This window comes from Acidovorax sp. 100 (assembly GCF_003688355.1).
GTDB lineage: Bacteria > Pseudomonadota > Gammaproteobacteria > Burkholderiales > Burkholderiaceae_C > Acidovorax > Acidovorax delafieldii.
In genome coordinates this window covers 3,225,259-3,247,545 of sequence record NZ_REFD01000001.1, presented here as the reverse complement: position 1 = coordinate 3,247,545, position 22,287 = coordinate 3,225,259, and the positions used below count along the sequence as shown (strand labels likewise).

Genomic DNA, 22,287 nt, shown 5'->3' with positions numbered 1-22,287 from the left:
TCCGCTGTCCGCTGTCCGCTGTCCGCTGTCCGCTGCAAAAAGGCTAGTCCGCGCAAGAACGCATTGCCCCATCGTCCACCATAGGGCGTCTTTCCCCTCTCAGCCCAGCGACGCCAGAATGGCCTCCACATTGACCTCGTCGCGCTGCGCAGGTGTCAGAAAGCGCTCTGCGTAGTCGCGCCACACGCCGCTGGTCAGGAAGAAGCGGAACACCTCGGCATCGATGTGCCGCTCGCGCACCATGTGGGTCATGATCTTGAGCGACTCGGACAAGGTCTTGGGTGGCTTGTAGGGCCGGTCGGCCGCAGTCAGCGCCTCAAAGATATCGGCCAGTGTCATCACACGGTCGGCCAGCGTCAGCTCTGGCGCCTTCAGACGCCGGGGGTAGCCGGTGCCGTCCAGCTTTTCGTGGTGGGACCCGGCAATCGACGGCACGCGCGCCAGGTGCGGCGGAAACGGCAGACCGCTGAGCATGATGATGGTCTGCACGATGTGGTCGTTGATCTTGAAGCGGTCTTCGGCAGTGAGCGTACCCCGCTGGATGGACAGGTTGTGCAGTTCGCCCAGGTGCGCCTCGTAGGGCGGCAACACCATGTCAAAGCCCCAGCGATTGGCGGGGTTGCCCGCCTCCACCGGCGGCGTGCGTGTGCCCCAGGGCACGATGTGCTCGGGCCGGTCGGCCAGCAGCGGCTCGTTGGCGGGCAAGGGGCGCACCGGCACGCTGGAAAGCCGCAGCATCTCGGCGGCCGACAGGCCCAGGCGGTCGTCAAAATGCCGTTGCCATATCTGGCGGCCAACGGCCTTGAGGCGGGCAATGTCCGCATCGGCCATGAATTCGCCTCCCACGTTGCAGCGGGCTACAAAGGCAAAGTCTTCCTGCAGTTGTTCGCGCCGCTGCAGCAGCTCACGCTGCAGGCGCACCGGGTCCACGCCGGACACATGCTGCTTCCAGTAGTCCAGCTCAGCGTCCCGCCACAACACCTCAAAGCGCATGCGCACCTCGTGAATGCGGTTGTATAGCGTCTCCAGCTTGGTGGCCTTGTCGATGATGTGCTCGGGGCTGGTGACCTTGCCGCAGTCGTGCAACCAGGCCCCCAGGCGGAATTCGTAGCGCTCGGCATCGGTCATGGCCACCTGGGCAAATGGACCGTCCTTGGCCGCACACATGCGGTCCATCAGCGCCTCGGCCAGCTCCGGCACGCGCTCGCAATGGCCACCGGTGTAGGGGCTCTTGGCGTCGATCGCGTCGGCCAGCAGGCGGATGACAGCATCGAGCAGCTTCTTCTGGCCTTCGATCAGGCTGCGCGTCTCGATGGCCACCGACAGCGTGCCCGACAACTTCTCGACAAACGCCCGGAAATGCGCGTCGTCCTGCGTCTGGTCCGCGATGTAGCGCAGCACCAGCAGGCCCAGGGGCTGCCCGTCACGGGTGCGCAGCTGCACACGCAGCACACGCGCGGGCTCGGTGTCGTCGTCGTCTTCGTGCTGGTCGCCGGGTTGGGGCTCGGTATGGTTGATGAATTGCACCATGGCCAGGTGCTCGGGGTAGCGCGACTGCTGCTCCGGGTCTTCGCAATGGCGGGCCGCGCGCAGCAAGCCGGTGCGTTGCGGGTCCACCAGGTACACCGCACCGCCGGTGCAACTGGTGGCGCGCACCAGCTCGTACAGCACGCTCGACAGCATCAGGTCGGTGCGCGACTCGGCGCTGATGTGGTGGGTGATGTGCAAGAACTCCTGGATGGTGTCGGACATGCGGTCCATCACCTGCCCCAGGTCGCGCACCTCGCGCACCGGCGACACCCGCCGTTCGGGCCGCCGGAAATCAAACCGCGCCAGCGCCCTGGCCTGCAACGCCAGCCCGAACAGACTGCGCCCCACGCGCCGGCCAGCCAGCCAGCCCAACGGCAGCATCAGACCGATGAGCGACACCGACAGCCACACCTGCTGGCGCAGGTTGTTGTTCACCTCGGCCAGCAGCTCTTTGGTAGGAATCGCCATCAGGATCTGCAGCCCCTGCCAGCGCATCGATGCCAGCGGCAGCGAACGGCCCAGCCATTCCTCGCCGTCGGCCTGCAGGCGGCGTGACTCGCCATCTTTCAGGCCCAGCGCCTGCAGCGCATGCAGGCTGGGTACACCCAGATCGTCCAGGGCACGCAGCCGCAGGCCCGGCGTGTTGCCATCACGCAGCAGCACGCGTGACATGTCGGGATAGGCCAGCACGCGGCGGTCCTTGTCCACCACCGCGATCTCGGTGCGGGGCATCAGGCGCAGGCCACTGATCTCATGTCCCAGGTCGGTCAGGGCCACGTCCAGGCCAATCACCGCACGCCCGTCCTCGCTGGGCTGGCTCAGCGTGATGCCCACCTCCTGCGTGGTGAAGAACACATAGGGTGCCGTGAGGATCTGGGTGTTCTGCTCCAGCGCCTCGGCGTACCAAGGCCGGGTGCGGGGGTCGTAGCGATATTCCGGGCGCACGGCCGAATCGATCAGCCGCAGGTCCGCGTCGTAATAACTCCAGCGCCCCACCATGCCCGCCAGGCCGCGCTCGCGCGACATGGATTGCACCAGGTACGCCGTTTTGGGCGGTGCATCCAGCCGCACCCGCAAGGCTTCGTTTCGCACCGGTCGCACCAGCAAAAACTGCCCGTCCGGGTAACCTATGAACACCGCCGACAGCAGCGGGTTCTGCTCCAGCAGCCGGGCCAGTACAGGCAGGCGCCGCAGCCGCGCTGGCAGGGTGGACGCAGAGGCCACCGGGTCGAACGCCAGCAGGCGGATGGTGGCATCGGCCGGGTCCACGATGCGATGCACCCGTTCGGCAATGAGCTGGCTGATGCGCTGCGCACTCTCGTCCGACGCCGCAATGATGGCCTGGCGCGCGCTGGTGCTGACCTGGTACACCAGCAACGCTGTCAACAACAGCATGGCGGTGACCACCACGGTGGCGATCAGGACCTCAAAGGGGATGGTGATGCGGCGCCACCATGGCAGGTGGCCGCCTTGACCCACCGAAGCAGCGCCCGTACCGCGAAGCACAGCGGACGGCGGCGGGTCTTGGGGGCTGTCGCGCAGGGTGTCCATGCGCTGCACTTTAGGGTGAAAGCTGGCGTTCCGTCACCCTCTTTTTGGCAGCCATGGCTGCCACACCACAGCGGCGGGTGCCGCCGTGGTGACCGGTACATCAGCCCAGTTGCTGCGTGACCCAGCCTGTCACCGAAGCCAGTGCTGCGGGCAGCTTGGACGCGTCCGTGCCGCCAGCCATTGCCATGTCGGGCTTGCCGCCGCCCTTGCCGCCGACTTGCTGGGCGACAAAGTTGACCAGTTCGCCCGCCTTGAGCTTGCCCACGCTGTCGGCGGTGACGCCCGCAGCGATCTGCACCTTGTCGCCATCCACGGCGGCCAGCACGATGGCAGCGGTCTTGAGCTTGTCCTTGAGCTTGTCCATGGTGTCGCGCAGGGTCTTGGCGTCGGCACCCGGCAGCGCAGCAGCCAGCACTTTGAGGCCCTTCACCTCCACCGCCTGGCTCACCAGTTCGTCACCCTGGCTCGAGGCCAGCTTGCCCTTCAAGGCAGCCACTTCCTTTTCGAGCGCGCGGGCGTTGTCCAGCGCCTGGCTGATGCGGCCGTTGAGCTCGGCCACCGGCGCCTTGAGGGTGCTGGCGGCCTGGTTCACGGTGTCTTCCAGGTTCTGCAAGTACGCCAGTGCGTTGGCGCCAGTCACGGCCTCAATGCGGCGGATGCCAGCAGCCACGCCACCTTCGCCCACCACCTTGAACAGGCCGATGTCGCCCGTGCGCTGCACGTGCGTGCCGCCACACAGTTCGCGGCTGGTGCCGATGTCGAGCACGCGCACGGTTTCGCCGTACTTCTCGCCAAACAGCATCATGGCGCCGGTCTTCTGGGCCGACTCGATGTCCATCACGCGCGCTTGCGTGGGCTGGTTGGCCAGGATTTCTTCGTTCACACGGCGTTCGATCTCGCGGATTTCAGCCGCCGTCACGGCGCCGTTGTGTGTGAAGTCGAAGCGCGTGCGGTCGGCATTGACCAGGCTGCCCTTTTGCTGCACATGGCTGCCCAGCACTTCGCGCAGGGCCTTGTGCATGATGTGCGTAACCGAGTGGTTGCGCATGGTGGCAGCGCGCACGGCGGTGTTCACCTGGGCCTGCACCGTGTCACCCACGTTCAGCGTGCCCTCTTCGAGCGTGCCGTGGTGGCCAAACACATCGGCCTTGATCTTGAGCGTATCGCCGACCGCAAAACGGGCCGAGCCGCTGGTGATGACACCTTCGTCACCCACCTGGCCGCCGCTTTCGGCGTAGAACGGGGTCGTGTCCAGCACCACCACGCCGTTTTGGCCGGCTTTCAGTGCTGCAGCGCTAGTACCGTCTACATAGATTGCTACGATTTTTGCAGTCTCTGCGAGGTGTTCGTAGCCCGTGAACTGGTTGGCGGCACCGTTGTACTCCAGCGCCTTGTCCATCTTGAACTTGCCAGCAGCGCGGGCCTGGGCCTTCTGCTTTTCCATGGCGGTCTTGAAGCCTGCCTCGTCCACTTCCACGTCGCGCTCGCGGCACACGTCGTTGGTCAGGTCGAGCGGGAAGCCATAGGTATCGTGCAGCTTGAACGCCACATCGCCAGGCAGCACCTTGGCGCCGCCGTCCAGGGCCGTGTCCAGAATTTCCATGCCGTTGGCCAGCGTTTCGAAGAAGCGCTCTTCTTCCACCTTGAGCACCTCGGTGATGCGCTGCTCCTGCTCGCGCAGGGATGGGTAGGCGTCACCCATCAGGCGCACCAGGTCGGCCACCAGCTTGTGGAAGAACGGGGTCTTCTTGCCCAGCTTGTACCCGTGGCGGATGGCACGTCGCACGATGCGGCGCTGCACATAGCCACGGCCTTCGTTGCTGGGGATCACACCGTCGCTCACCAAAAACGCGGTGGCGCGAATGTGGTCGGCGATCACGCGCAGGCTTTTGTTGTTGAGGTCCGTCACGCCGGTCTCGCGGCCGGCGGCCTTGATGAGCGCGTCGAACAGGTCGATCTCGTAGTTGCTGTGCACGTGCTGCAGGATGGCCGCAAGGCGCTCCAGGCCCATGCCGGTGTCCACGCACGGTGCGGGCAGCGGGGTCACGGCACCCGTCTCGTCCATGTTGAACTGCATGAACACGTTGTTCCAGATCTCGATGAAGCGGTCGCCGTCTTCATCGGGGCTGCCGGGAGGGCCGCCTGCAATGTGCGGGCCATGGTCGTAGAAGATTTCGCTGCAGGGACCGCAGGGGCCGGTGTCGGCCATCATCCAGAAGTTGTCGGACTTGTAGCGGCCGCCCTTGTTGTCGCCGATGCGGATCACGCGCTCGGGCGGCAAGCCGATTTCCTTGGTCCAGATGTCGTAGGCCTCGTCGTCTTCCTGGTAGACCGTGGCCAGCAGGCGCTCTGGCGGCAACTTGTAGACCTCGGTCAGCAGCTCCCAGGCCCACTTGAGCGATTCGCGCTTGAAGTAGTCCCCAAACGACCAGTTGCCCAGCATTTCAAAGAAGGTGTGGTGGCGCGCGGTGTAGCCCACGTTTTCCAGGTCGTTGTGCTTGCCACCCGCACGCAGGCAGGCCTGAACCGACACCGCCCGGTTGTACGAGCGCTTGTCGGTGCCCAGGAACACGTCCTTGAACTGCACCATGCCCGAGTTGGTGAACATCAGCGTGGGGTCGTTGCCAGGCACCAGAGGGCTCGACGGCACCACGGTGTGGCCCTTGGAGACGAAGAAGTCCAGGAAGGACTTGCGGATGTCAGCGACAGAAAAAGTGGGAGTGCTCATGGTGTTGTGGAGTGGTTGCACGCAGCAGGCAGGCCGCAGGACCCGCGCCTGCGCGCTGCCTGTCGCTGCCCCTATGGGGACCAACCTTTCATTATAGGTTTGCAGTCTGGCGGTCCGTGGCGGGAGGGCGACAGGGCGGGGACAGACGCCTCCACTCCATGCGCCAACGAATGCTGAAAAATCCGCTTGCGCGCTTTAAATATCTTGTTAATATATTAATAACCGCAACCCACCCACCGATCCAAGGAGCCCCTCGTGAACCCACAACCCCGCTGGCAAGGCATCTTCCCTGCCATCACCACCAAGTTCCACGCCGACGAGTCCATCGACGCCGAGGGCACAGCCCGCCACATCGACTTCCAGATCCGCAACGGCATCCACGGACTGGTCACCTGCGGTTCTCTCGGCGAAGCCAGCACCCTCACACTCGAAGAAAAGCTCCAGGTCGCCAAGATCGCCCTCGAAGCCGCTGACGGCCGCGTACCCGTACTCGCCAACGTGTCCGAAACCAGCACCCGCGAAGCCCTGCGGTACATCGACGGCGGCAACAAGCTCGGTGTGGCGGGCTACATGGTCATGCCCTCGGTGATCTACGTGGCCGATGCCCGCGAGGCCATGGCCAATGTGCGCGCCATGGCGGGCGCCGCCCAGCGCCCCTTGATGGTCTACAACAACCCTGTGGCCTACCGCGTGGACCTGAAGCCCGAGCACATGGTGGAGCTGGCCGACTGCGAGTGGATCGCCGCCATCAAGGAAAGCACCGGCGACATCCGCCGCATCACCGACCTGCGCAACACCGTGGGCGACCGCTACCAGCTCTTCCTGGGCGTGGACGACCTGGCTTACGAAGGCCTGGCCCTGGGATGCGACGGCCTGCTGGCCGGCGTGGGCTGCGCCTTCCCGCGCGAAACCGTGGCGCTGTACGACCTGATGAAAGCGGGCAAATTTGCCGAGGCGCTGCCGCTCTACCAGTGGATGACGCCCATGCTGCACCTGGATGTGTCCAACAAGCTCGTGCAGAACCTCAAGCTCATCGATGCGCTGGTGGGTGTGGGCACCGAACACATGCGCCGCCCCCGCCTGCCCCTGGTGGGCGACGAACGCGCATTTGTCGAGAGTGTGGTGCGCAAGGCCCTGGCCACGCGCCCTACAAAATACCAGTCTGTCGCCTGAGACACTGAGCGCCCTACTCCACCACCACAGCACCATGCAACGCATCCACGTGATCGACTCCCACACGGGCGGCGAGCCGACCCGGCTTGTCATCGACGGTTTCCCGGACCTGGGCACTGGCACCATGGCCGAACGGCGTGCGCTACTGGCCGAGCGCCACGATGCCTGGCGGGCCGCCACCGTGCTGGAGCCGCGTGGCAGCGACGTGGTGGTGGGGGCGCTGCTCTGCGCGCCGCAAGACCCGGCCAACGCAGCGGGCGTCATTTTCTTCAACAACAGCGGTTACCTGGGCATGTGTGGCCACGGCACCATCGGGCTGATCGCATCGCTCGCCTACCTGGGCCGCATCACCCCTGGCGAGCACCGCATCGAAACCCCGGTGGGCACCGTCACCACCACCCTGCACACCGATGGCTCTGTCAGCGTGCGCAACGTGCCGGCCTACCGGCTGCATCATCAGCTGGCGGTGGACGTGCCCGGCCATGGCCGCGTGGTGGGCGATGTGGCCTGGGGCGGCAACTGGTTCTTCCTGATCTCTGACCACGGCCAGCGCGTAGCCAGCGACAACCTGGAGGCGTTGATGGCCTACAGCTGCGCCGTGCAGCAAGCCCTCAAAGACCAGGGCATTCGGGGCGACAACGGCGGCGAGATTGACCACATCGAGTTGTTTGCCGACGACGACCAGGCCGACAGCCGTAACTATGTGCTGTGTCCCGGCAAGGCCTATGACCGCTCGCCCTGTGGCACGGGCACCAGCGCCAAGGTGGCCTGCCTGGCGGCTGACGGCAAGCTGGCACCGGGCGCACTCTGGCGCCAGGCCAGCATCATCGGCAGTCAGTTCGAGGCCAGCTACACACTGCAGGACGATGGCAAGGTCATCCCCACCTTGCGGGGCCGCGCGCACATGAGCGCCGACGCTACTTTGCTGATTGAAGACAAGGACCCCTTTGGCTGGGGCATTCGGCTTTAACCCAGCCCTGCTGCTGCACCCGCGCCCCATGCAACACACCGATGTCCTTGTGATTGGCGCTGGCATCGTGGGTGCCGCTTGCGCCCATGCGCTGGTGTCGGTCGGGCTGTCGGTACGTGTCATCGATGCGCGCCTCGGCGGTGCCACGGCGGCGGGCATGGGCCATCTGGTGGTGATGGATGACAACCCGGCAGAACTGGCGCTGAGCCAGACATCGCTGGACCTCTGGCACACCTGGGCACCCCACATGGATGCGGGCTGTGCGTTCACGCCCTGCGGCACGCTCTGGCTGGCCGCCAACGATGCAGAGCTGCAGGCGGCCCATGACAAACGCAGCACCCTGCAAGCACACGGAATCGCCTGCGACATGCTCGACGCGGCCGCCCTGTCCCGCGCAGAACCCGCACTGCGCCCCGGTCTGGCGGGTGCGCTCAAGGTGCAGGGGGATAGCGTGGTCTACGCCCCGCGCGCAGCCCAGTGGCTGCTGGACCAGGCCGCAGCCCACGGACACCTTGTGTTGGAGCAGGCTGAAGCGATGCAGATCGACGGCCACACCGTCACCCTGCGCGACGGAAGCCAGCGCAGCGCAGGCGCCATCGTGCTGGCCAGCGGCATCCACGCCCCGCAGCTGTGCCCCGGCCTGCCGCTGCGCCCCAAAAAGGGCCACCTCGTCATCACCGACCGCTACCCGGGCACCGTGCACCACCAGCTGGTGGAGCTGGGCTACATCACCAGCGCGCACCACAGCGACGGTACCTCGGTGGCCTTCAACGTGCAGCCCCGGCCCACAGGGCAGTTGCTGATCGGCTCGTCGCGCGAGTTCGACACCACCGACCCCGCCGTCAACAACGCCGTGATGGCGCGCATGCTGCAACGGGCACTCGACTACCTGCCAGGCCTGGCCGAACTCAACGTCATCCGCACCTGGACCGGCTTTCGCGCCGCCACGCCAGACAGCCTGCCGCTGATTGGCGCGCACCCCGAACACCCGCACCTGTGGCTGGCCGTGGGCCATGAAGGGCTGGGGGTGACCACCGCCCCGGCCACCGCGCAGTTGCTGGCGGCCCAGATCGCAGGGGGCACCCCGGCGATCGACCCCACGCCCTTTGCACCTGCCCGCTTTGCGGGCCTGAGCACACCATGACCGCATCCAGAACACCCGCCCTGGTGCACATCGTGGTGAATGGCACCCCCCTGCAGGTGCCCCCAGGGACCAGCGTCGCCGCCGCGCTGGCGCAGCAAACACCCGGCACCACACGCACCTCGGTCACCGGCGCAGCGCGGGCACCGCTGTGTGGCATGGGGGTGTGCCACGAATGCAGGGTCCGCATCCACGGCCGCACCCGCCTGGCGTGCCAGACGGTCTGCACCGAGGGCATGTCGATTCACACCGATGTCGGCACAGCACCCGGGAGCGCCACGCCATGAACCAGCCCGTGACCCCACCCATGACCGAGCAACACTCGGCGCACGAGCGCTGCGACATCCTCATCATCGGCGCAGGCCCTGCAGGTTTGGCGGCTGCCCTCGCTGCCGCGCCCAGCGGGGCAGCGATCACCATCGTGGACGACAACCCGCAGCCCGGCGGGCAAATCTGGCGCGACGGCCCCCAGGTGGTCTTACCCGCCCTGGCGCAACAGCACCGCGCGGCGCTGGCCCGGCACACCAACATCCGCCTGCTGCCGGGCACCCGCGTGGTGGGCCTGGGTGATTCCCAACCCGGCGACAAGGCCCCGGCCCTGCTGCTGGAAGACGCAGTCCGGGGCTGGACCCAGCACAGCCACCGCATCGTGCTGTGCACCGGAGCCCGCGAGCTGCTGCTGCCCTTTCCGGGCTGGACGTTGCCCGGTGTGACGGGTGCAGGCGCCTTGCAGGCCCTCATCAAGGCAGGGCTCGACGTGCGCGGCCAGCGCATCGTCATTGCAGGCACAGGCCCTCTGCTGCTGGCCGCTGCCGCCACCGCCAACAAAGCGGGTGCCACCGTGGTGCGCGTGGCGGAGCAGGCGCCGTGGAGCGCGCTCGCTGGCTTTGCAGCGCAACTGCCGCGCTGGCCTGCCAAGGCGTTGCAAGCCCTCACGCTGCTTCACCCGCAGTTGCGCGCCAGCAGCCATGTGCTGGAAGTCCAAGGCACCACGCAGGTGCAAACAGTGAGGCTGCGCAAAGGCCAACACGCCGAAGAAACCATGGCTTGCGACCGCGTGGCCTGCGGGTTCGGGCTGGTGCCCAACACCCACCTGGGGCAGATGCTGGGCTGCACACTGGGCGGGCCGCTGAGCGGTGGCCAGGGCCTGGCTGTCGATGCCCACATGCGCACCAGCGTGCCCGGAGTGTTCGCCGCGGGTGAAGCCACCGGCTTTGGCGGCAGCGAACGTGCACTGGTTCAGGGCGCTATCGCAGGGCATGTGGCGGCGGGACAGGCGCAACAGGCCCAGGCGCTGCGCCCGCAACTGGCACGCTGGGAGGGCTTTGCGCAGGCGTTGCTGGCTTCTTTTCCACTGAACGGAGCACTCAAAACCCTGGCGCAGCCTGCCACCCTGGTGTGCCGCTGCGAAGACGTGCCCTACGCTGCACTGGCCGATCGCAACGGCTGGATCGATGCCAAGCTCCACACCCGCTGCGGCATGGGCGCGTGCCAGGGCCGCATTTGCGGCGCTGCCGCACAGCACCTGTTTGGCTGGACGCCTGCGCCCCCACGGCATCTGCTGGCGCCCACACGCATTGGCACGCTGGCCGCCTGCACGTCCGCGCCCACCACCAGCGCTCAGCGCGAGCCCGCAGCTCCCTCGGGCTGACGGGCGCGCAGCCGTTTTCCCCCGTCCCTCCTTTCAGGGCTTACCCGCACCCAGCAGGCATCCATCTTGCTTTTAAATATATTTGTTAGATATTAAAAAGCACAAGGCTTTTCTTTCATCGCCGCGCCCTCCTCCCCAGGAACCCCATCATGCCCACACCCAACAGTCCACCCGCCCCGCACTCTCCGGCGCCGCGCGCTCCCGTCCGCTGGGTGCTGGCGTTGTCCACGCAGGTTCTGCGCATGGAGCGGCATCTGCTCACCGCCCTCATGACGTTGCTGGTGCTGCTGATCCTGCTCAACGTGGTCACGCGTTACACCGGCATGCCCATCTACTGGGTGGACGAGGCGGCGGTCTACACGGTGGTCTGGCTGACCTTTGTGGGCGCCTCGGTCATGACGCGGCTGCGCATGGACTTTGCCGTGACCATGCTGACCGACCACCTCGGCGCGCGGGGCGCCAAGGCATTCAAGGTAGTAGCCACGTCCGGCGTGCTGCTGTTTGGCCTGGCCATGCTGGTGATGTGCTGGGTGTGGATGGACCCCATCGGCATTGCGCGCTACGGCTTTGACGCCAAAGAGTTTGCGGCCGAGAGCTTCAACTTCATCTACACCGAGCGCACCCAGACGCTGAACTGGCCCACGTGGGTGCTGCAACTCATCCTGCCGATCTTCTCGGCCACCTTCAGCGTGCATGCACTGGCCAACCTGTTCGAAGACATGGGCGCCGCAGAGCGTGTGCAGCACGCGGGCTTCGACGTAGTCAACGCTGACGCCGTGAACTGAACGCCCCTACGCCAGCAAAACCCACCAGAGCCCGACCATGATCACCACCCTGTTCTTCCTCGCCGCCTTGATGGTGGGTGTGCCCATCGGCGTGTGCCTGTGCCTGTCGGGCGCGGTGTACATCCTCAGCATCGGCAGCCCGGTGCTGTTCCAGTCGTTCCCCATGCAGATGTTCGGCGGGGTGGACAGCTATGGCCTCATCGCCATCCCGCTGTTCATCCTGATCGGCGAGATCATGAACAGCGGCGGCATCACGCGGCGGCTGGTGGACCTGTCCATGGCCTTCATCGGCTCCGTCAAAGGGGGGCTGGCCTACGTGAACATCCTGGCCAACATGCTGGTGTCATCCATTATTGGCTCGGCCACCGCGCAGGTGGCCATCATGTCGCAGGTCATGGTGCCCGAGATGGAAAAGCAGGGCTACGACAAGACCTTTGCGGCGGGCCTCACGGTGTACGGCGGCATGCTGGGGCCCATCATCCCACCCTCGGTGATGTTTGTGGTCTACAGCGTGCTGGCCCAGGTGGCCGTGGGCGACATGCTGATTGCAGGCATCCTGCCCGGCGTGCTGCTCACCGTGCTGTTCTTTGTCGTGATCGCGCTCATGGGCTTTGTCTACAACTACCCGCGCAGCGAAAAGCGCACGCTGGCCCAGCGCGCGCGCACCGTGGTGCAGGCCAGCCCCACGCTGCTGATCCCCATCATCATCGTGGGCTCCATACTGAGTGGCCTGGCCAACCCCACCGAATCGGCCGCCGTGGGCGCGCTGGTATCTGCGCTGGTGGGCCGGTATGTGACCAAGGAATTCCGCTTCAGCGCCATGCCGGCCATCCTGCTGCGCTCGGCCATTTACTCCGCCATCGTGCTGTTTCTGGTGGCGGCAGCGGCCGTGTTCTCGTGGCTGCTGATCTACGGCAAGGTGCCTCAGATGGTGGCCGCCTGGGTGCAGACCGTGGCGCACGACCCGGTCACCTTCTTGCTGCTCACCAACGTCATCCTGCTGGTCATCGGCACGGTGATCGACGGCATCCCCGGTCTCATCATGACCGCCCCCATCCTGCTGCCGATTGCCACCGAGGTCTATCACATCGACCCGCGCCATTTTGGTGTGGTGATCGTCGTCAACCTGGTGCTGGGGCTGATGACCCCACCCGTGGGCCTGAGCTTTTTTGTCGCGTCAGCCGTCACCGGGGCCAAGCCCGGAAAGATGTTCATCGTCACGCTGCCGTTTTTCATCATCAGCTGCGTGGCGCTGGTGATGTTGTCGCTGTTCCCAAGCCTGTCGCTCGGTTTGCTCAAGTAGACCGCCGCCCAGCAAATCCCCCGTCCCCTCCCAAAGTTCTTTCACACGGAGTTCACCATGACGACCCAGCCCGCCCGCACCCCCGCTGTCACCCGCCGCCATTTCATTCAGCGCCACGCCGTGGCCGCTGCCACCGTCACGGGGCTGGGCTTTCCGGCCCTGGTGCGTGCAGCCGATGCCAAGGAGTTTCGCCTGGGGCTGATCACGCCCGCAGGCCACTCATGGAACCGCGCTGCCGTGCAGTTTGGCGAGGCGCTGAAGAAGGAAACCGATGGCCGCCTGAGCGTCACGGTCTTCCACTCGGGCCAGCTGGGCAACGAGGCGGCGATGATGCAGCAGCTGCAGTCCGGCGCGCTCGACATGGGCTGGATCCAGGCGGCCGAGCTGGGCTCGCGCGTGTCCAGCATTGCAGCCATCAATGCGCCCTACCTGGTGCGCTCCACGCCTGCCGTGGCCAAACTCGTCAAACACCCCTCCGCCACCAAGCTGCTCGAAGTGCTGCCGCGCGAAACCGGCACCATTGGCCTGGGCTGGGGCATTACCGGCATGCGCGCCGTGTTCTCCACCAAGGACATCAACGTGCCCACCGACATCAAGGGCATGAAGCTGCGCATCAACCCCACGCCCGTGTACCGCGACTTCTATCAAATGCTCGGCGCCGCGCCCACGCCCATCCCCACGCCCCAGGTGTTCGACGCCATGAGCAACGGCCAGGTCGACGGGCTGGAGGCGGACATCGAGTTCTCGTGGAACCAGCGCTTCGACAAGGTGGCCAAGGCCCTGCTGCAGATGAACGCCCTGTTCATGCCGTTCGCGCCGCTGGTCTCCGGCCGCATCTGGCAAGGGCTGGATGCCAAGGACAAGGACATCATCCGCAAGCTGGTGGCCCAGTCGCTGGATGCGCAGATCAACGACATCGTGACCACCGAGGCCGGGCTGATCGAGAAGTTCAAGGGCACATCCATCGCCTTCAAGACGGCATCGTCGTTCAACCCCGACGGCATCATCCAGGAGTTCGACAAGCTGTGGCTGCCCAAGGCGCCGCAGATTGCCGAGCTGCGCAAGGCGGGCGCAAGCCTCTGACAGTCCGCAAGGGTCACCGGGGCCGCATCCCATAAGATGCGGCCTCCCGCAACGTCCTTCACGCCCGATGACACTCCGCCGCCCCTCCCCTCAGCAAGACCCCGCGCCCAAGCGGCGCGCGGCGGACGTGGCCTACGACGCCATCGAGACCATGATCTCCACGCTGCAGCTGCAGCCCGGCAGCCCCGTGGTGGAGGCCGAGATCGCCGAGAGCACGGGCCTGGGCCGCACTCCGGTGCGCGAGGCGCTGCTGCGCATGGTGTCCATCGGGCTCATCGTGCAGCAGCCCCGGCGCGGGCTGCTGGTGTCGCACATCGACCTGGCCGACCACCTGGACGTGATCCAGACCCGCCGCGTGCTGGAGCGCCTGCTGGCCTCCAACGCCGCACGCCGCGCCACCGCGCCGCAGCGCCAGGCCATCGTGCGCTGTGCGGAAAACATGGTGCAGGCCGCAGCGCGCGGCCACCTCGACGACTACATGCTGGCCGACCATGAGCTGGACCTCGTCACCCATCAGGCCAGCCAGAACCATTCGGCCGTCAAATGCGTGCAACCGCTCATCGTGCAGTGCCGCCGCTTCTGGTACGCCTACCAGCACGAAGGCGAGGTGTCAGAGGGTGCCCGCGCGCACATGCAACTGGCGCAGGGCATTGCCAGTGGCGACGAGGCCCAGGCCGTGGCGGGCGCGGAGCAGCTGATGGAGTACCTGGAGCGCTTTGCGCGGCGCATCATCGACCGCTAGGGACCCTCTGCACGAATCTCGCTGGCCAAGTGAGCGCAGCGGATCGGGAGGGGTTGCAAGGCGCAAAACGCAGCAATAGCCGTTGCTATTGCGAGTATTTGCAACGCTGCAGACCGCCCGAGCCCGCTGATGCACACGACGCGGTGATTCGTGCAGAGGGTCCCTATGGACCAGCCCCCCGGGCCACGGGCAGTTGCGTCAATCACTATCTATTTGATAGCAATCCAGGCATATTGCACTAGCGCATCCGCCCCAAAACGCTTCAAACCGCGTACTCAGGCCAGGGAACTGCCCTGTTCCGCCACCTGCTGGCCCATCTCGATGCGCTGCTCCAGAAAGCGCCACATCCGCTCGTCCTGGCTGAACGCCACGTTAAACCGCAGCCAGCCCGTAGGCCGGGGCTCCACCAGAAACAGCTGACCCGGCCCGAGCATGATGCCCGCACCGGTGGCCTCTTTCGACAGTTCGGCACTGTCGGGCAGGTCGGGGTGCCGGGCCCACAGGTACATGCCCGCCTCGGGCTCGTGGAACAGCTCGAACCCCAGGTTCAGCAAGCGCCGCCCCACCGTGCGGTGCGCCTCGGCCAGGCGTTCGCGCAGCGACTTGAGGTGCTTGCGCCAGCGTCCATCCGTCACCACACCAAACGTGATGCGCTCGGTGATCTCTGACGAGGTCAGGCCCGAGATCATCTTGAGCTGCACCAGCTCGTCGAGCAGGTCACGCCGCGCCGCCAGAAAGCCGGTGCGCAGGTTGGGCGAAATCGTCTTGGAGAAGCTGCCCAGGTAGATCACGCGGTTGAGCTGGTCCAGGCTGGCCAGCGAGGGACGCACACCGGGGTCCATGTCGGCGTAGATGTCGTTCTCCACCAGCATGAAGTTATGCTGCTCGGCCAGTTGCAGCAGCCGGTGCAGGTGCGCCACCGATGCCACCGAGCAGGTGGGGCTTTGCAGGCGCGGCTGCGTGAAGAACACCGTGGGCTGGCGCTCGGCCAGCAGAGCCTCCAGGGCGGGCAGGTCGTAGCCGGTGGCGGTGCGCGGCACACCCACCACTTGCGCTCCCGCAAAGCGCAACATGAACAGCAGGTTGGGGTAGCCGGGGTCGTCCACCAGCACCACATCGCCAGGCTTGACGAGACGACGCGCCACCAGGTCCAGCGCCTGGCTGGAGCCCTGCGTGAGCAGCACCTGGTCGGCGTCCACCGCCAGATGGTGCTCGGCCAGCGACTCGGCCACCACCATGCGCAGCGCCATGTGGCCGTGCGGCAGGCCATAGCCGTCCAGTTCGGGCCCGTCGGACGACAGCTGGCGCATGCTGCGTTTGACCGCATCGCCAAACAGCCAGTCGTGCGGCAGCCAGCCGCAGCCCGGTTTCATGGGCAGGTTGCGGTTTTCAAAAATTTGTTTGAGGTACCAGCGCGCATCAAAACGGGGCACGGCCCGCTCGGGCGCACCAGTGCCGGGCGCAGCGCCCTCGTCGCCCCGCCGCTTCACAAAAAAGCCCGCATTGGCCCGCGACACCAGCCAGCCCTGCGCCACCAGGCGGTCGTAGGCCTCGACCACGGTGAACACGCTCACGCCGTGCGCAGCGGCAAAAGCGCGGATGGACGGGAGTTTGCTGCCGGGTTTGAGCACCTGCCCGGCGATGAGCCCCCGCAGACCATCGACGATCTGGCTGACCAGAGGTGTCTGGAGGTCGGGGCTGAGAGTGAGCATCAGGGGAGCAAAAAAGGGGGCGAATTGTGCACTGGGTTGGCGCACACCAAATCAGGGATTGCCTGTACAGGATTCTAGACCTGCACAGTGCGCGCCAAACAGCGCTGCGCTGTACATGGACGGGCCGTGGCGTGGATTCCAGAATTCGCCCCATTCCTGGTTTTCATTCCCTTTTTTGTCCTTCACAGCCACCGCCCACACCATGCAGCAAGACCGCCATTTCACCAACGCCGCCCTCCTCACCCGCCGCCACGCCGCCGTGGCCCGGGGCGTGGGCCAGGCCCATGAACTCTTCATCCACAAGGCACGCAACGCCGAGCTGTGGGATGTGGAGGGCCGCCGCTTCATCGACTTTGCCGGTGGCATCGCGGTGCTCAACACCGGCCACCTGCACGCTGGCGTGATCGCCGCCGTCAAGGCCCAGCTGGACCTGTACACCCACACGTGCTTTCAGGTGGTGGCGTACGGACCCTACGTGGAAGTGTGTGAGCGCCTGAACACGCTGGCCCCCGGCGCGTTTGCCAAAAAGAGCCTGCTGCTCACCACCGGCGCCGAGGCCGTGGAAAACGCCATCAAGATCGCCCGCGCCTACACCAAGCGCCCTGGCGTGATCGCCTTCACGGGCGGCTACCACGGCCGCACCAACCTCACGCTGGGCCTCACCGGCAAGGTCGTTCCGTACAAGGTGGGTTTTGGTCCGTTCCCGGGTGAGACCTACCACGCGCTGTTCCCCAACGCACTGCATGGCGTGAGCGTGGAGCAGGCGTTGCATTCGGTGGAGCTGATCTTCAAGAACGACATCGAGCCCGAGCGCGTGGCCGCCTTCATCGTCGAGCCCGTGCAGGGCGAAGGCGGCTTCTATGTGGCCCCGCCCGAGTTCATCACCGGCCTCAAGGCCCTCGCAGACCGGTACGGCATCCTGCTGATTGCCGACGAAGTGCAGACCGGCGCGGGCCGCACGGGCACGTGGTTCGCCTGCGAACAATGGCCGGTGGCCCCCGACCTCATCACCACCGCCAAGTCGCTGGCGGGCGGCTTCCCCCTGTCGGGCGTGGTGGGCCGCGCTGACGTCATCGACGCGCCTGCAGCTGGCGGCCTGGGCGGCACCTATGCGGGCAGCCCGGTGGCCTGCGCGGCAGCCCTGGCGGTGATCGATGCGTTCGAGCAGGAAAACCTGCTGGCCCGCAGCCAGGACATGGGCGCGCTGCTGGTCAGTGCCCTGACAGCAATGGCCGCCAAAGTACCCGCCATCGGCGACGTGCGCGGCCTGGGTGCCATGGTGGCGATCGAGCTGTTTGAAAACGGCGATGTACACCGCCCCGACGCCGCACTGACCAAAAAGGTCGTGGCCGAAGCCGCGCGGCGCGGGCTCATCCTGCTGTCCTGCGGCACCTACGGCAACGTGATCCGCATCCTGGTGCCCCTGACGGCATCGGACGAACTGCTGCACGAAGGCCTGGCCATCCTGGCCGACAGCTTCGCGGCTGTGGGCTGAATCCCTTCTCCCTTGATTGCCTCCACCACCATGAACCACGCAGAACCCCTGGTCCGCTTCAGCGGCGTGCAAAAAACCTACGACGGCGAACAGCTTGTGGTGCGTGCGCTGGACCTGGACATCCAGCGCGGCGAGTTCCTGAGCCTGCTGGGGCCTTCGGGCTCTGGCAAGACCACCACGCTGATGATGCTGGCCGGCTTCGAATCGCCCACCGCGGGCGACATCCTGCTCGATGGCAAGCAGATCACGCGCACGCCGCCGCACAAGCGCAACTTTGGCATGGTGTTCCAGAACTACGCGCTGTTCCCCCACCTCACCGTGGGGCAGAACGTGGCTTACCCGCTCACCGTGCGCAAGGTGCCCAAGGCCGAGCAGGCCGAACGCGTGAAGAAGGCGCTGGACATGGTCCGCCTGTCGGGCATGGCCGACCGCCTGCCCGCACGCCTGTCGGGCGGCCAGCAGCAGCGCGTGGCGCTGGCCCGCGCCCTGGTGTTCAACCCCCAGCTGGTGCTGATGGACGAGCCCCTGGGAGCCCTGGACAAACAGCTGCGCGAGCACATGCAGATCGAGCTGAAAGAGCTGCACCGCCAGCTGGGTGTGACCTTTGTGTACGTGACCCATGACCAGGGCGAAGCCCTGACCATGAGCGACCGCGTGGCGGTGTTCAACGAAGGTGTCATTCAGCAGTTGGCCGATGTGGAGTCACTGTACGAGACCCCGTCCAACCGCTTTGTGGCGGGTTTTGTGGGCGACAGCACGGTCATCACCGGTACGCTGCAAGGCAATGGTACGGCGTGGGCACTGCAGTTGCCTGACGGCCAGCGCCTGCCCGGCCTCAATGTGAACCACCTGGCACCCGGCGCCCCGGCCGAGGCCTGTATCCGCCCCGAGCGCATTGCGCTGCATGCCGCCAGCGCTGCGCCCCAGGCCCCCGCCCTGCGCGCCACGGTGGCCCGTGCCATCTATTACGGCGACCACCTGCGCCTGATGTGCGACATCGGCGCCGGCCAGGCGCAGGCCACCGTCAAGCTGCCGCTGATCCGCGCCGACGCCAACCCGCACCCCGAACCTGGCGATGCGGTGCTGCTGGAGTTCCCCACGGAGTCCGTGCGCATCTACGCCCCGCCCACCGTTCACTGAACCGTATTTTTTGTTCCCCGTCCCCTTCCCTCAACCCCTAGGAAACCGCACCATGAAAAACAAGAGCCTGATCGCCTGCGCTGCCCTGTCTGCCTGCCTGGCCCTGCCCAGCCTGGCGCAGCAGCAACTCACCGTCGTCAACTTCGGCGGTGCCAACGCCAATGCGCAAAAGAAGGCCTTCTACGAGCCCTACGAAAAGGCCGGCAACAAGATCGTGGCCGTGGAGTACAACGGCGAGCAGGCCAAGGTCAAGGCCATGGTCGAGGCCAAGAAGGTGACCTGGGACGTGGTCGAGGTCGAATCGCCCGACGCCGCGCGCGGCTGCGATGAAGGCCTGTACGAAAAGCTGGACTACAGCAAGATCGTGCCCAAGGCCGACCTGCTGCCCGCTGCGGTGAACGAGTGCGCTGTGGGCATCTTTGTGTGGTCCACCGTCATGGCCTACAACGGCGACAAGCTCAAGACCCCACCCACCAGCTGGGCTGACTTCTGGGACACCAAGAAGATCCCGGGCAAGCGCGGCATGCGCAAAGGCGCGCGCTACAACCTCGAATTTGCGCTGCTGGCCGATGGCGTGAAGCCCGCCGACGTGTACAAGGTGCTGGCCACCAAGGACGGCGCCGAACGCGCGTTCAAGAAGCTGACCGAACTCAAGCCCAACATCCAGTGGTGGGAGGCCGGTGCCCAGGCGCCCCAGTTCCTGGTCGCAGGCGATGTGACCCTGACCACGGTGTTCAACGGCCGCATCGACGCCGCCAACCGCGAAGGCCGCAACCTCAAGATCTACTGGCCCGGCGGCATCTACGACCTGGACTACTGGGCCATCCCCAAGGGCACACCCAATAAGGATGCTGCTGTGAAGTTCATCGCCTTCACGATGCAGACCCCACAGCAAGCCGCCTATGCACAGAACATTGCCTATGGCCCGGCCAACACCAAGGCCCTGGCGTCGCTGGACAAGAAGGTGCTGGACGACCTGCCCACCTCGGCCACCAACGCCAAGGAGGCCCTGCAGTTCAGCGTGGGCTTCTGGGCCGACCAGGGCGAGGCGCTGGAAAAGCGCTTTGCCGCCTGGGCCACGCAGTAAGCCTGCGCCCGACCGCCTGAGCCATGAGCCCACACCAGCAGCAGACAGAGCCCACCACCATGCAAGCCCACTCCGGCGTGATCGCCATGAACGCCCCTGATATGGCCCCGCACCGCGCACAGGACAGCCACGCCCCCGGCGCGCTGCGCAAAGCCCTGGCCCGCGCCGAAGTGCGTCGCAAATGGCGGGCGTTCAGCCTCACGCTGCCCTTGCTGGTGTTTCTGCTGCTCACGCTGCTGGTGCCCATTGCCGCGCTGCTGCAGCGCGCGGTGGAGAACCCCGAAGTGGCCAACGCGCTGCCCGGCACCATGCGTGCCCTGGACGGCTGGGACCGACGGGACGCACCACCGGCGTCGGCCTACGCCGCGCTGGTGGGCGATCTCGCCCGCCTGCCCGACCGTTCGGACGCTGGCGCCCTGGCTCGCCGGCTCAACTCCGAGGTGCCGGGCGCACGCTCCATGGTGATGGGGGCCTACCGCGACCTGCCCTTTGAAGGTTCTGCCGACGCCATCAGGGAGCGCCTGCTGGGCGCCGACCCCCGCTGGGGCGAGGCACCCTTCTGGCGCGCCATTGCCAAGAACGGCGCCCGCTGGACGCCCGACTACCTGCTCGCATCGGTGGACCTGCAGCGCGACGCACTGGGCCAGGTCGAGCGCATGCCCGAGGAGCAGCGCGCCTTTGGGGGCATCCTGCTGCGCACGTTCCACATCAGCCTGGTGGTCACACTGGTGTGCCTGCTGGTGGGCTACCCGCTGGCCTGGTGGCTGGCCTCATTGCCTGCGCGTTCGGCCAACGTGCTGATGATCCTGGTGCTGGTGCCTTTCTGGACCTCGATCCTGGTGCGTGTGGCCGCATGGATCGTGCTGCTGCAATCCGAAGGCCTGGTCAACCGGGGCCTGATGGGCCTGGGCCTGATCGAACAGCCACTGGCACTGCTGTTCAACCGCACAGGCGTGGTGATTGCCATGGTGCACATACTGCTGCCGTTCATGATCCTGCCGCTGTACAGCGTGATGAAAAGCGTGCCGCCCACCTACCTGCGCGCGGCGGTGTCGCTGGGCAGCTCGCCGATTGCCGCGTTCTTTCGGGTGTATGTGCCGCAAACCTACCCCGGCATTGGCGCGGGTGCGCTGCTGGTGTTCATCCTGGCCATTGGCTACTACGTCACGCCCGCACTGCTGGGCGGGGCCGATGACCAGATGCTGAGCTACTACATCGCCCGCTACACCAATGTGGAAGTGAACTGGGGCATGGCCTGCGCGCTGGGTGCCCTGCTGCTGGCAGCCACGCTGCTACTGTATGGCGTGTACCGCCGCATTGGCAAGGCCGAATTGAGTCTGGGCTGATCACTCCCTCCTAAGCTGAAAGTCGCTGACCATGTTTCGCCTGCCCCAATTCCCCCTGTACGCCACGTTGGCCGACAAGCTCGGCTGGTGGGCCGTGCGCGCGCTGTGCGTGTCCGTGCTGGTGTTCCTGCTGGCCCCCATCCTGGTGATGGTGCCGCTGTCATTCTCCGAAAGCTCGTTCCTCGCCTACCCCATCCACGGCTGGTCGCTCAAGTGGTACCGCAACCTCTTCGAGTCGGCCGAATGGGCCCGTGCCACGCGCAACAGCTTCATCGTGGCGCCCGCAGCCACGCTGATTGCCACTGTGCTGGGCACCCTGGCCGCCGTGGGCCTGTCGCGGGCGGACTTCCGGTTCAAGGGACTGCTCATGGCCATCCTCATTGCCCCCATGGTGGTGCCCATCATCGTGGTGGGCGTGGCCACCTACCTGTACTTCGCGCCGCTGGGCCTGGCAGACAGCTACTTCGGCCTCATCATCGTGCACGCAGCCCTGGGCGCACCCTTTGTGCTGACCACCGTGCTGGCCACGCTGGCGGGCTTCAACCACAACCTGGTGCGCGCCTCGCTGAGCCTGGGTGAGACACCGCTCAACACCTTCTTCCGCGTCACGCTGCCGGTGATTGCGCCGGGCGTGATCTCCGGCGCGCTGTTTGCGTTTGCCACCTCCTTTGACGAAGTGGTGGTCACCCTCTTCCTGGCCGGGGCCGACCAGTCCACGCTGCCGCGCCAGATGTTCAACGGCATCCGCGAGAACATTTCGCCCACCATTGCCGCCGTGGCCACACTGCTCATCCTCTTCACCACCAGCCTCTTGCTGGCGCTGGAGTGGTTGCGCACGCGCAGGGGCTGA

17 protein-coding genes are annotated in these 22,287 nt (G+C 66.2%); 14 read left to right on the top strand and 3 right to left on the bottom strand.

The genetic code is table 11. The features are described from left to right. Window positions 1-99 precede the first annotated feature (99 nt). Both C8C96_RS15005 and alaS read right to left on the bottom strand, forming a co-directional pair. Window positions 100-3,081, bottom strand: coding sequence for an HD domain-containing phosphohydrolase (locus C8C96_RS15005; RefSeq protein ID WP_121942801.1), 2,982 nt, complete (start codon window positions 3,079-3,081; stop codon window positions 100-102). 100 nt (window positions 3,082-3,181) lie between these two features. Next, window positions 3,182-5,809, bottom strand: coding sequence for an alanine--tRNA ligase (gene alaS, locus C8C96_RS15000; protein WP_121942800.1), 2,628 nt, complete (start codon window positions 5,807-5,809; stop codon window positions 3,182-3,184). A 255-nt stretch (window positions 5,810-6,064) separates the two neighbouring features. Here alaS and C8C96_RS14995 point away from each other — a divergent pair, with 255 nt between their 5' ends. The 9 genes from C8C96_RS14995 (at window position 6,065) to C8C96_RS14955 (ending at window position 14,657) form a co-directional block, all read left to right on the top strand. After that, a complete protein-coding gene (locus C8C96_RS14995) occupies window positions 6,065-6,982 on the top strand; it encodes a dihydrodipicolinate synthase family protein (protein WP_055398099.1) in 918 nt (305 codons plus the stop codon). A 34-nt stretch (window positions 6,983-7,016) separates the two neighbouring features. Further along, window positions 7,017-7,952, top strand: a complete 936-nt coding sequence (locus C8C96_RS14990) for a 4-hydroxyproline epimerase (RefSeq protein ID WP_108498410.1) — start codon at window positions 7,017-7,019, stop codon at window positions 7,950-7,952. Window positions 7,953-7,980: 28 nt separating this feature from the next. Beyond that, the gene (locus tag C8C96_RS14985) at window positions 7,981-9,096 is read left to right on the top strand and encodes an FAD-binding oxidoreductase (protein ID WP_121944033.1); all 1,116 of its coding nucleotides are present in this window, start codon (window positions 7,981-7,983) and stop codon (window positions 9,094-9,096) included. 23 nt (window positions 9,097-9,119) lie between these two features. Further along, window positions 9,120-9,380 carry a 2Fe-2S iron-sulfur cluster-binding protein gene (locus C8C96_RS14980; protein WP_199737542.1) on the top strand — a complete coding sequence of 87 codons (261 nt, stop codon included), beginning with the start codon at window positions 9,120-9,122 and terminating at the stop codon, window positions 9,378-9,380. Continuing rightward, entirely contained in the window at window positions 9,377-10,744 is a 1,368-nt protein-coding gene (locus tag C8C96_RS14975; protein ID WP_233584242.1) for an FAD/NAD(P)-binding oxidoreductase, read from the top strand. The genes C8C96_RS14980 and C8C96_RS14975 overlap by 4 nt, the downstream gene beginning before the upstream one ends. 149 nt (window positions 10,745-10,893) lie before the next feature. Beyond that, window positions 10,894-11,529 carry a TRAP transporter small permease gene (locus C8C96_RS14970; RefSeq protein WP_121942799.1) on the top strand — a complete coding sequence of 212 codons (636 nt, stop codon included), beginning with the start codon at window positions 10,894-10,896 and terminating at the stop codon, window positions 11,527-11,529. Between the two features lie 37 nt (window positions 11,530-11,566). Continuing rightward, a complete protein-coding gene (locus C8C96_RS14965; RefSeq protein WP_121942798.1) occupies window positions 11,567-12,832 on the top strand; it encodes a TRAP transporter large permease in 1,266 nt (421 codons plus the stop codon). A 57-nt stretch (window positions 12,833-12,889) separates the two neighbouring features. Next, window positions 12,890-13,915: a TRAP transporter substrate-binding protein gene (locus C8C96_RS14960; protein ID WP_121942797.1), complete on the top strand. Its 1,026-nt coding sequence runs from the start codon at window positions 12,890-12,892 to the stop codon at window positions 13,913-13,915. Between the two features lie 67 nt (window positions 13,916-13,982). Beyond that, entirely contained in the window at window positions 13,983-14,657 is a 675-nt protein-coding gene (locus C8C96_RS14955) for a GntR family transcriptional regulator (RefSeq protein ID WP_056744569.1), read from the top strand. A gap of 275 nt (window positions 14,658-14,932) precedes the next feature. Here C8C96_RS14955 and C8C96_RS14950 read toward each other — a convergent pair whose 3' ends face one another. After that, window positions 14,933-16,369 carry a PLP-dependent aminotransferase family protein gene (locus C8C96_RS14950; protein ID WP_056065047.1) on the bottom strand — a complete coding sequence of 479 codons (1,437 nt, stop codon included), beginning with the start codon at window positions 16,367-16,369 and terminating at the stop codon, window positions 14,933-14,935. A 202-nt stretch (window positions 16,370-16,571) separates the two neighbouring features. Here C8C96_RS14950 and gabT point away from each other — a divergent pair, with 202 nt between their 5' ends. From gabT to C8C96_RS14925, 5 genes are all read left to right on the top strand, one after another. Further along, the gene (gabT, locus tag C8C96_RS14945) at window positions 16,572-17,864 is read left to right on the top strand and encodes a 4-aminobutyrate--2-oxoglutarate transaminase (RefSeq protein WP_121942796.1); all 1,293 of its coding nucleotides are present in this window, start codon (window positions 16,572-16,574) and stop codon (window positions 17,862-17,864) included. Window positions 17,865-17,894: 30 nt separating this feature from the next. Then, window positions 17,895-19,004, top strand: a complete 1,110-nt coding sequence (locus C8C96_RS14940; protein WP_121944030.1) for an ABC transporter ATP-binding protein — start codon at window positions 17,895-17,897, stop codon at window positions 19,002-19,004. A 52-nt stretch (window positions 19,005-19,056) separates the two neighbouring features. Further along, window positions 19,057-20,091 carry an ABC transporter substrate-binding protein gene (locus C8C96_RS14935; RefSeq protein ID WP_121942795.1) on the top strand — a complete coding sequence of 345 codons (1,035 nt, stop codon included), beginning with the start codon at window positions 19,057-19,059 and terminating at the stop codon, window positions 20,089-20,091. 101 nt (window positions 20,092-20,192) lie between these two features. Further along, on the top strand, window positions 20,193-21,437 hold the full coding sequence (locus C8C96_RS14930; protein ID WP_121944029.1) for an ABC transporter permease: 1,245 nt from the start codon (window positions 20,193-20,195) through the stop codon (window positions 21,435-21,437). A gap of 31 nt (window positions 21,438-21,468) precedes the next feature. After that, the gene (locus C8C96_RS14925) at window positions 21,469-22,287 is read left to right on the top strand and encodes an ABC transporter permease (RefSeq protein ID WP_116749982.1); all 819 of its coding nucleotides are present in this window, start codon (window positions 21,469-21,471) and stop codon (window positions 22,285-22,287) included.

Excerpts from the sequence above, each read along its gene's own strand:
- C8C96_RS14935 (WP_121942795.1), top strand. The coding sequence starts at position 19,057 with ATGAAAAACAAGAGCCTGATCGCCTGCGCTGCCCTGTCTGCCTGCCTG.
- C8C96_RS14975 (WP_233584242.1), top strand. The coding sequence starts at position 9,377 with ATGAACCAGCCCGTGACCCCACCCATGACCGAGCAACACTCGGCGCAC.
- C8C96_RS14940 (WP_121944030.1), top strand. The coding sequence starts at position 17,895 with ATGAACCACGCAGAACCCCTGGTCCGCTTCAGCGGCGTGCAAAAAACC.
- C8C96_RS14990 (WP_108498410.1), top strand. The coding sequence starts at position 7,017 with ATGCAACGCATCCACGTGATCGACTCCCACACGGGCGGCGAGCCGACC.
- gabT (WP_121942796.1), top strand. The coding sequence starts at position 16,572 with ATGCAGCAAGACCGCCATTTCACCAACGCCGCCCTCCTCACCCGCCGC.
- C8C96_RS14965 (WP_121942798.1), top strand. The coding sequence starts at position 11,567 with ATGATCACCACCCTGTTCTTCCTCGCCGCCTTGATGGTGGGTGTGCCC.
- C8C96_RS14930 (WP_121944029.1), top strand. The coding sequence starts at position 20,193 with ATGGCCCCGCACCGCGCACAGGACAGCCACGCCCCCGGCGCGCTGCGC.
- C8C96_RS14950 (WP_056065047.1), bottom strand. The coding sequence starts at position 16,369 with ATGCTCACTCTCAGCCCCGACCTCCAGACACCTCTGGTCAGCCAGATC.
- C8C96_RS14925 (WP_116749982.1), top strand. The coding sequence starts at position 21,469 with ATGTTTCGCCTGCCCCAATTCCCCCTGTACGCCACGTTGGCCGACAAG.
- C8C96_RS15005 (WP_121942801.1), bottom strand. The coding sequence starts at position 3,081 with ATGGACACCCTGCGCGACAGCCCCCAAGACCCGCCGCCGTCCGCTGTG.
- C8C96_RS14970 (WP_121942799.1), top strand. The coding sequence starts at position 10,894 with ATGCCCACACCCAACAGTCCACCCGCCCCGCACTCTCCGGCGCCGCGC.
- C8C96_RS14985 (WP_121944033.1), top strand. The coding sequence starts at position 7,981 with ATGCAACACACCGATGTCCTTGTGATTGGCGCTGGCATCGTGGGTGCC.
- C8C96_RS14955 (WP_056744569.1), top strand. The coding sequence starts at position 13,983 with ATGACACTCCGCCGCCCCTCCCCTCAGCAAGACCCCGCGCCCAAGCGG.
- C8C96_RS14960 (WP_121942797.1), top strand. The coding sequence starts at position 12,890 with ATGACGACCCAGCCCGCCCGCACCCCCGCTGTCACCCGCCGCCATTTC.
- alaS (WP_121942800.1), bottom strand. The coding sequence starts at position 5,809 with ATGAGCACTCCCACTTTTTCTGTCGCTGACATCCGCAAGTCCTTCCTG.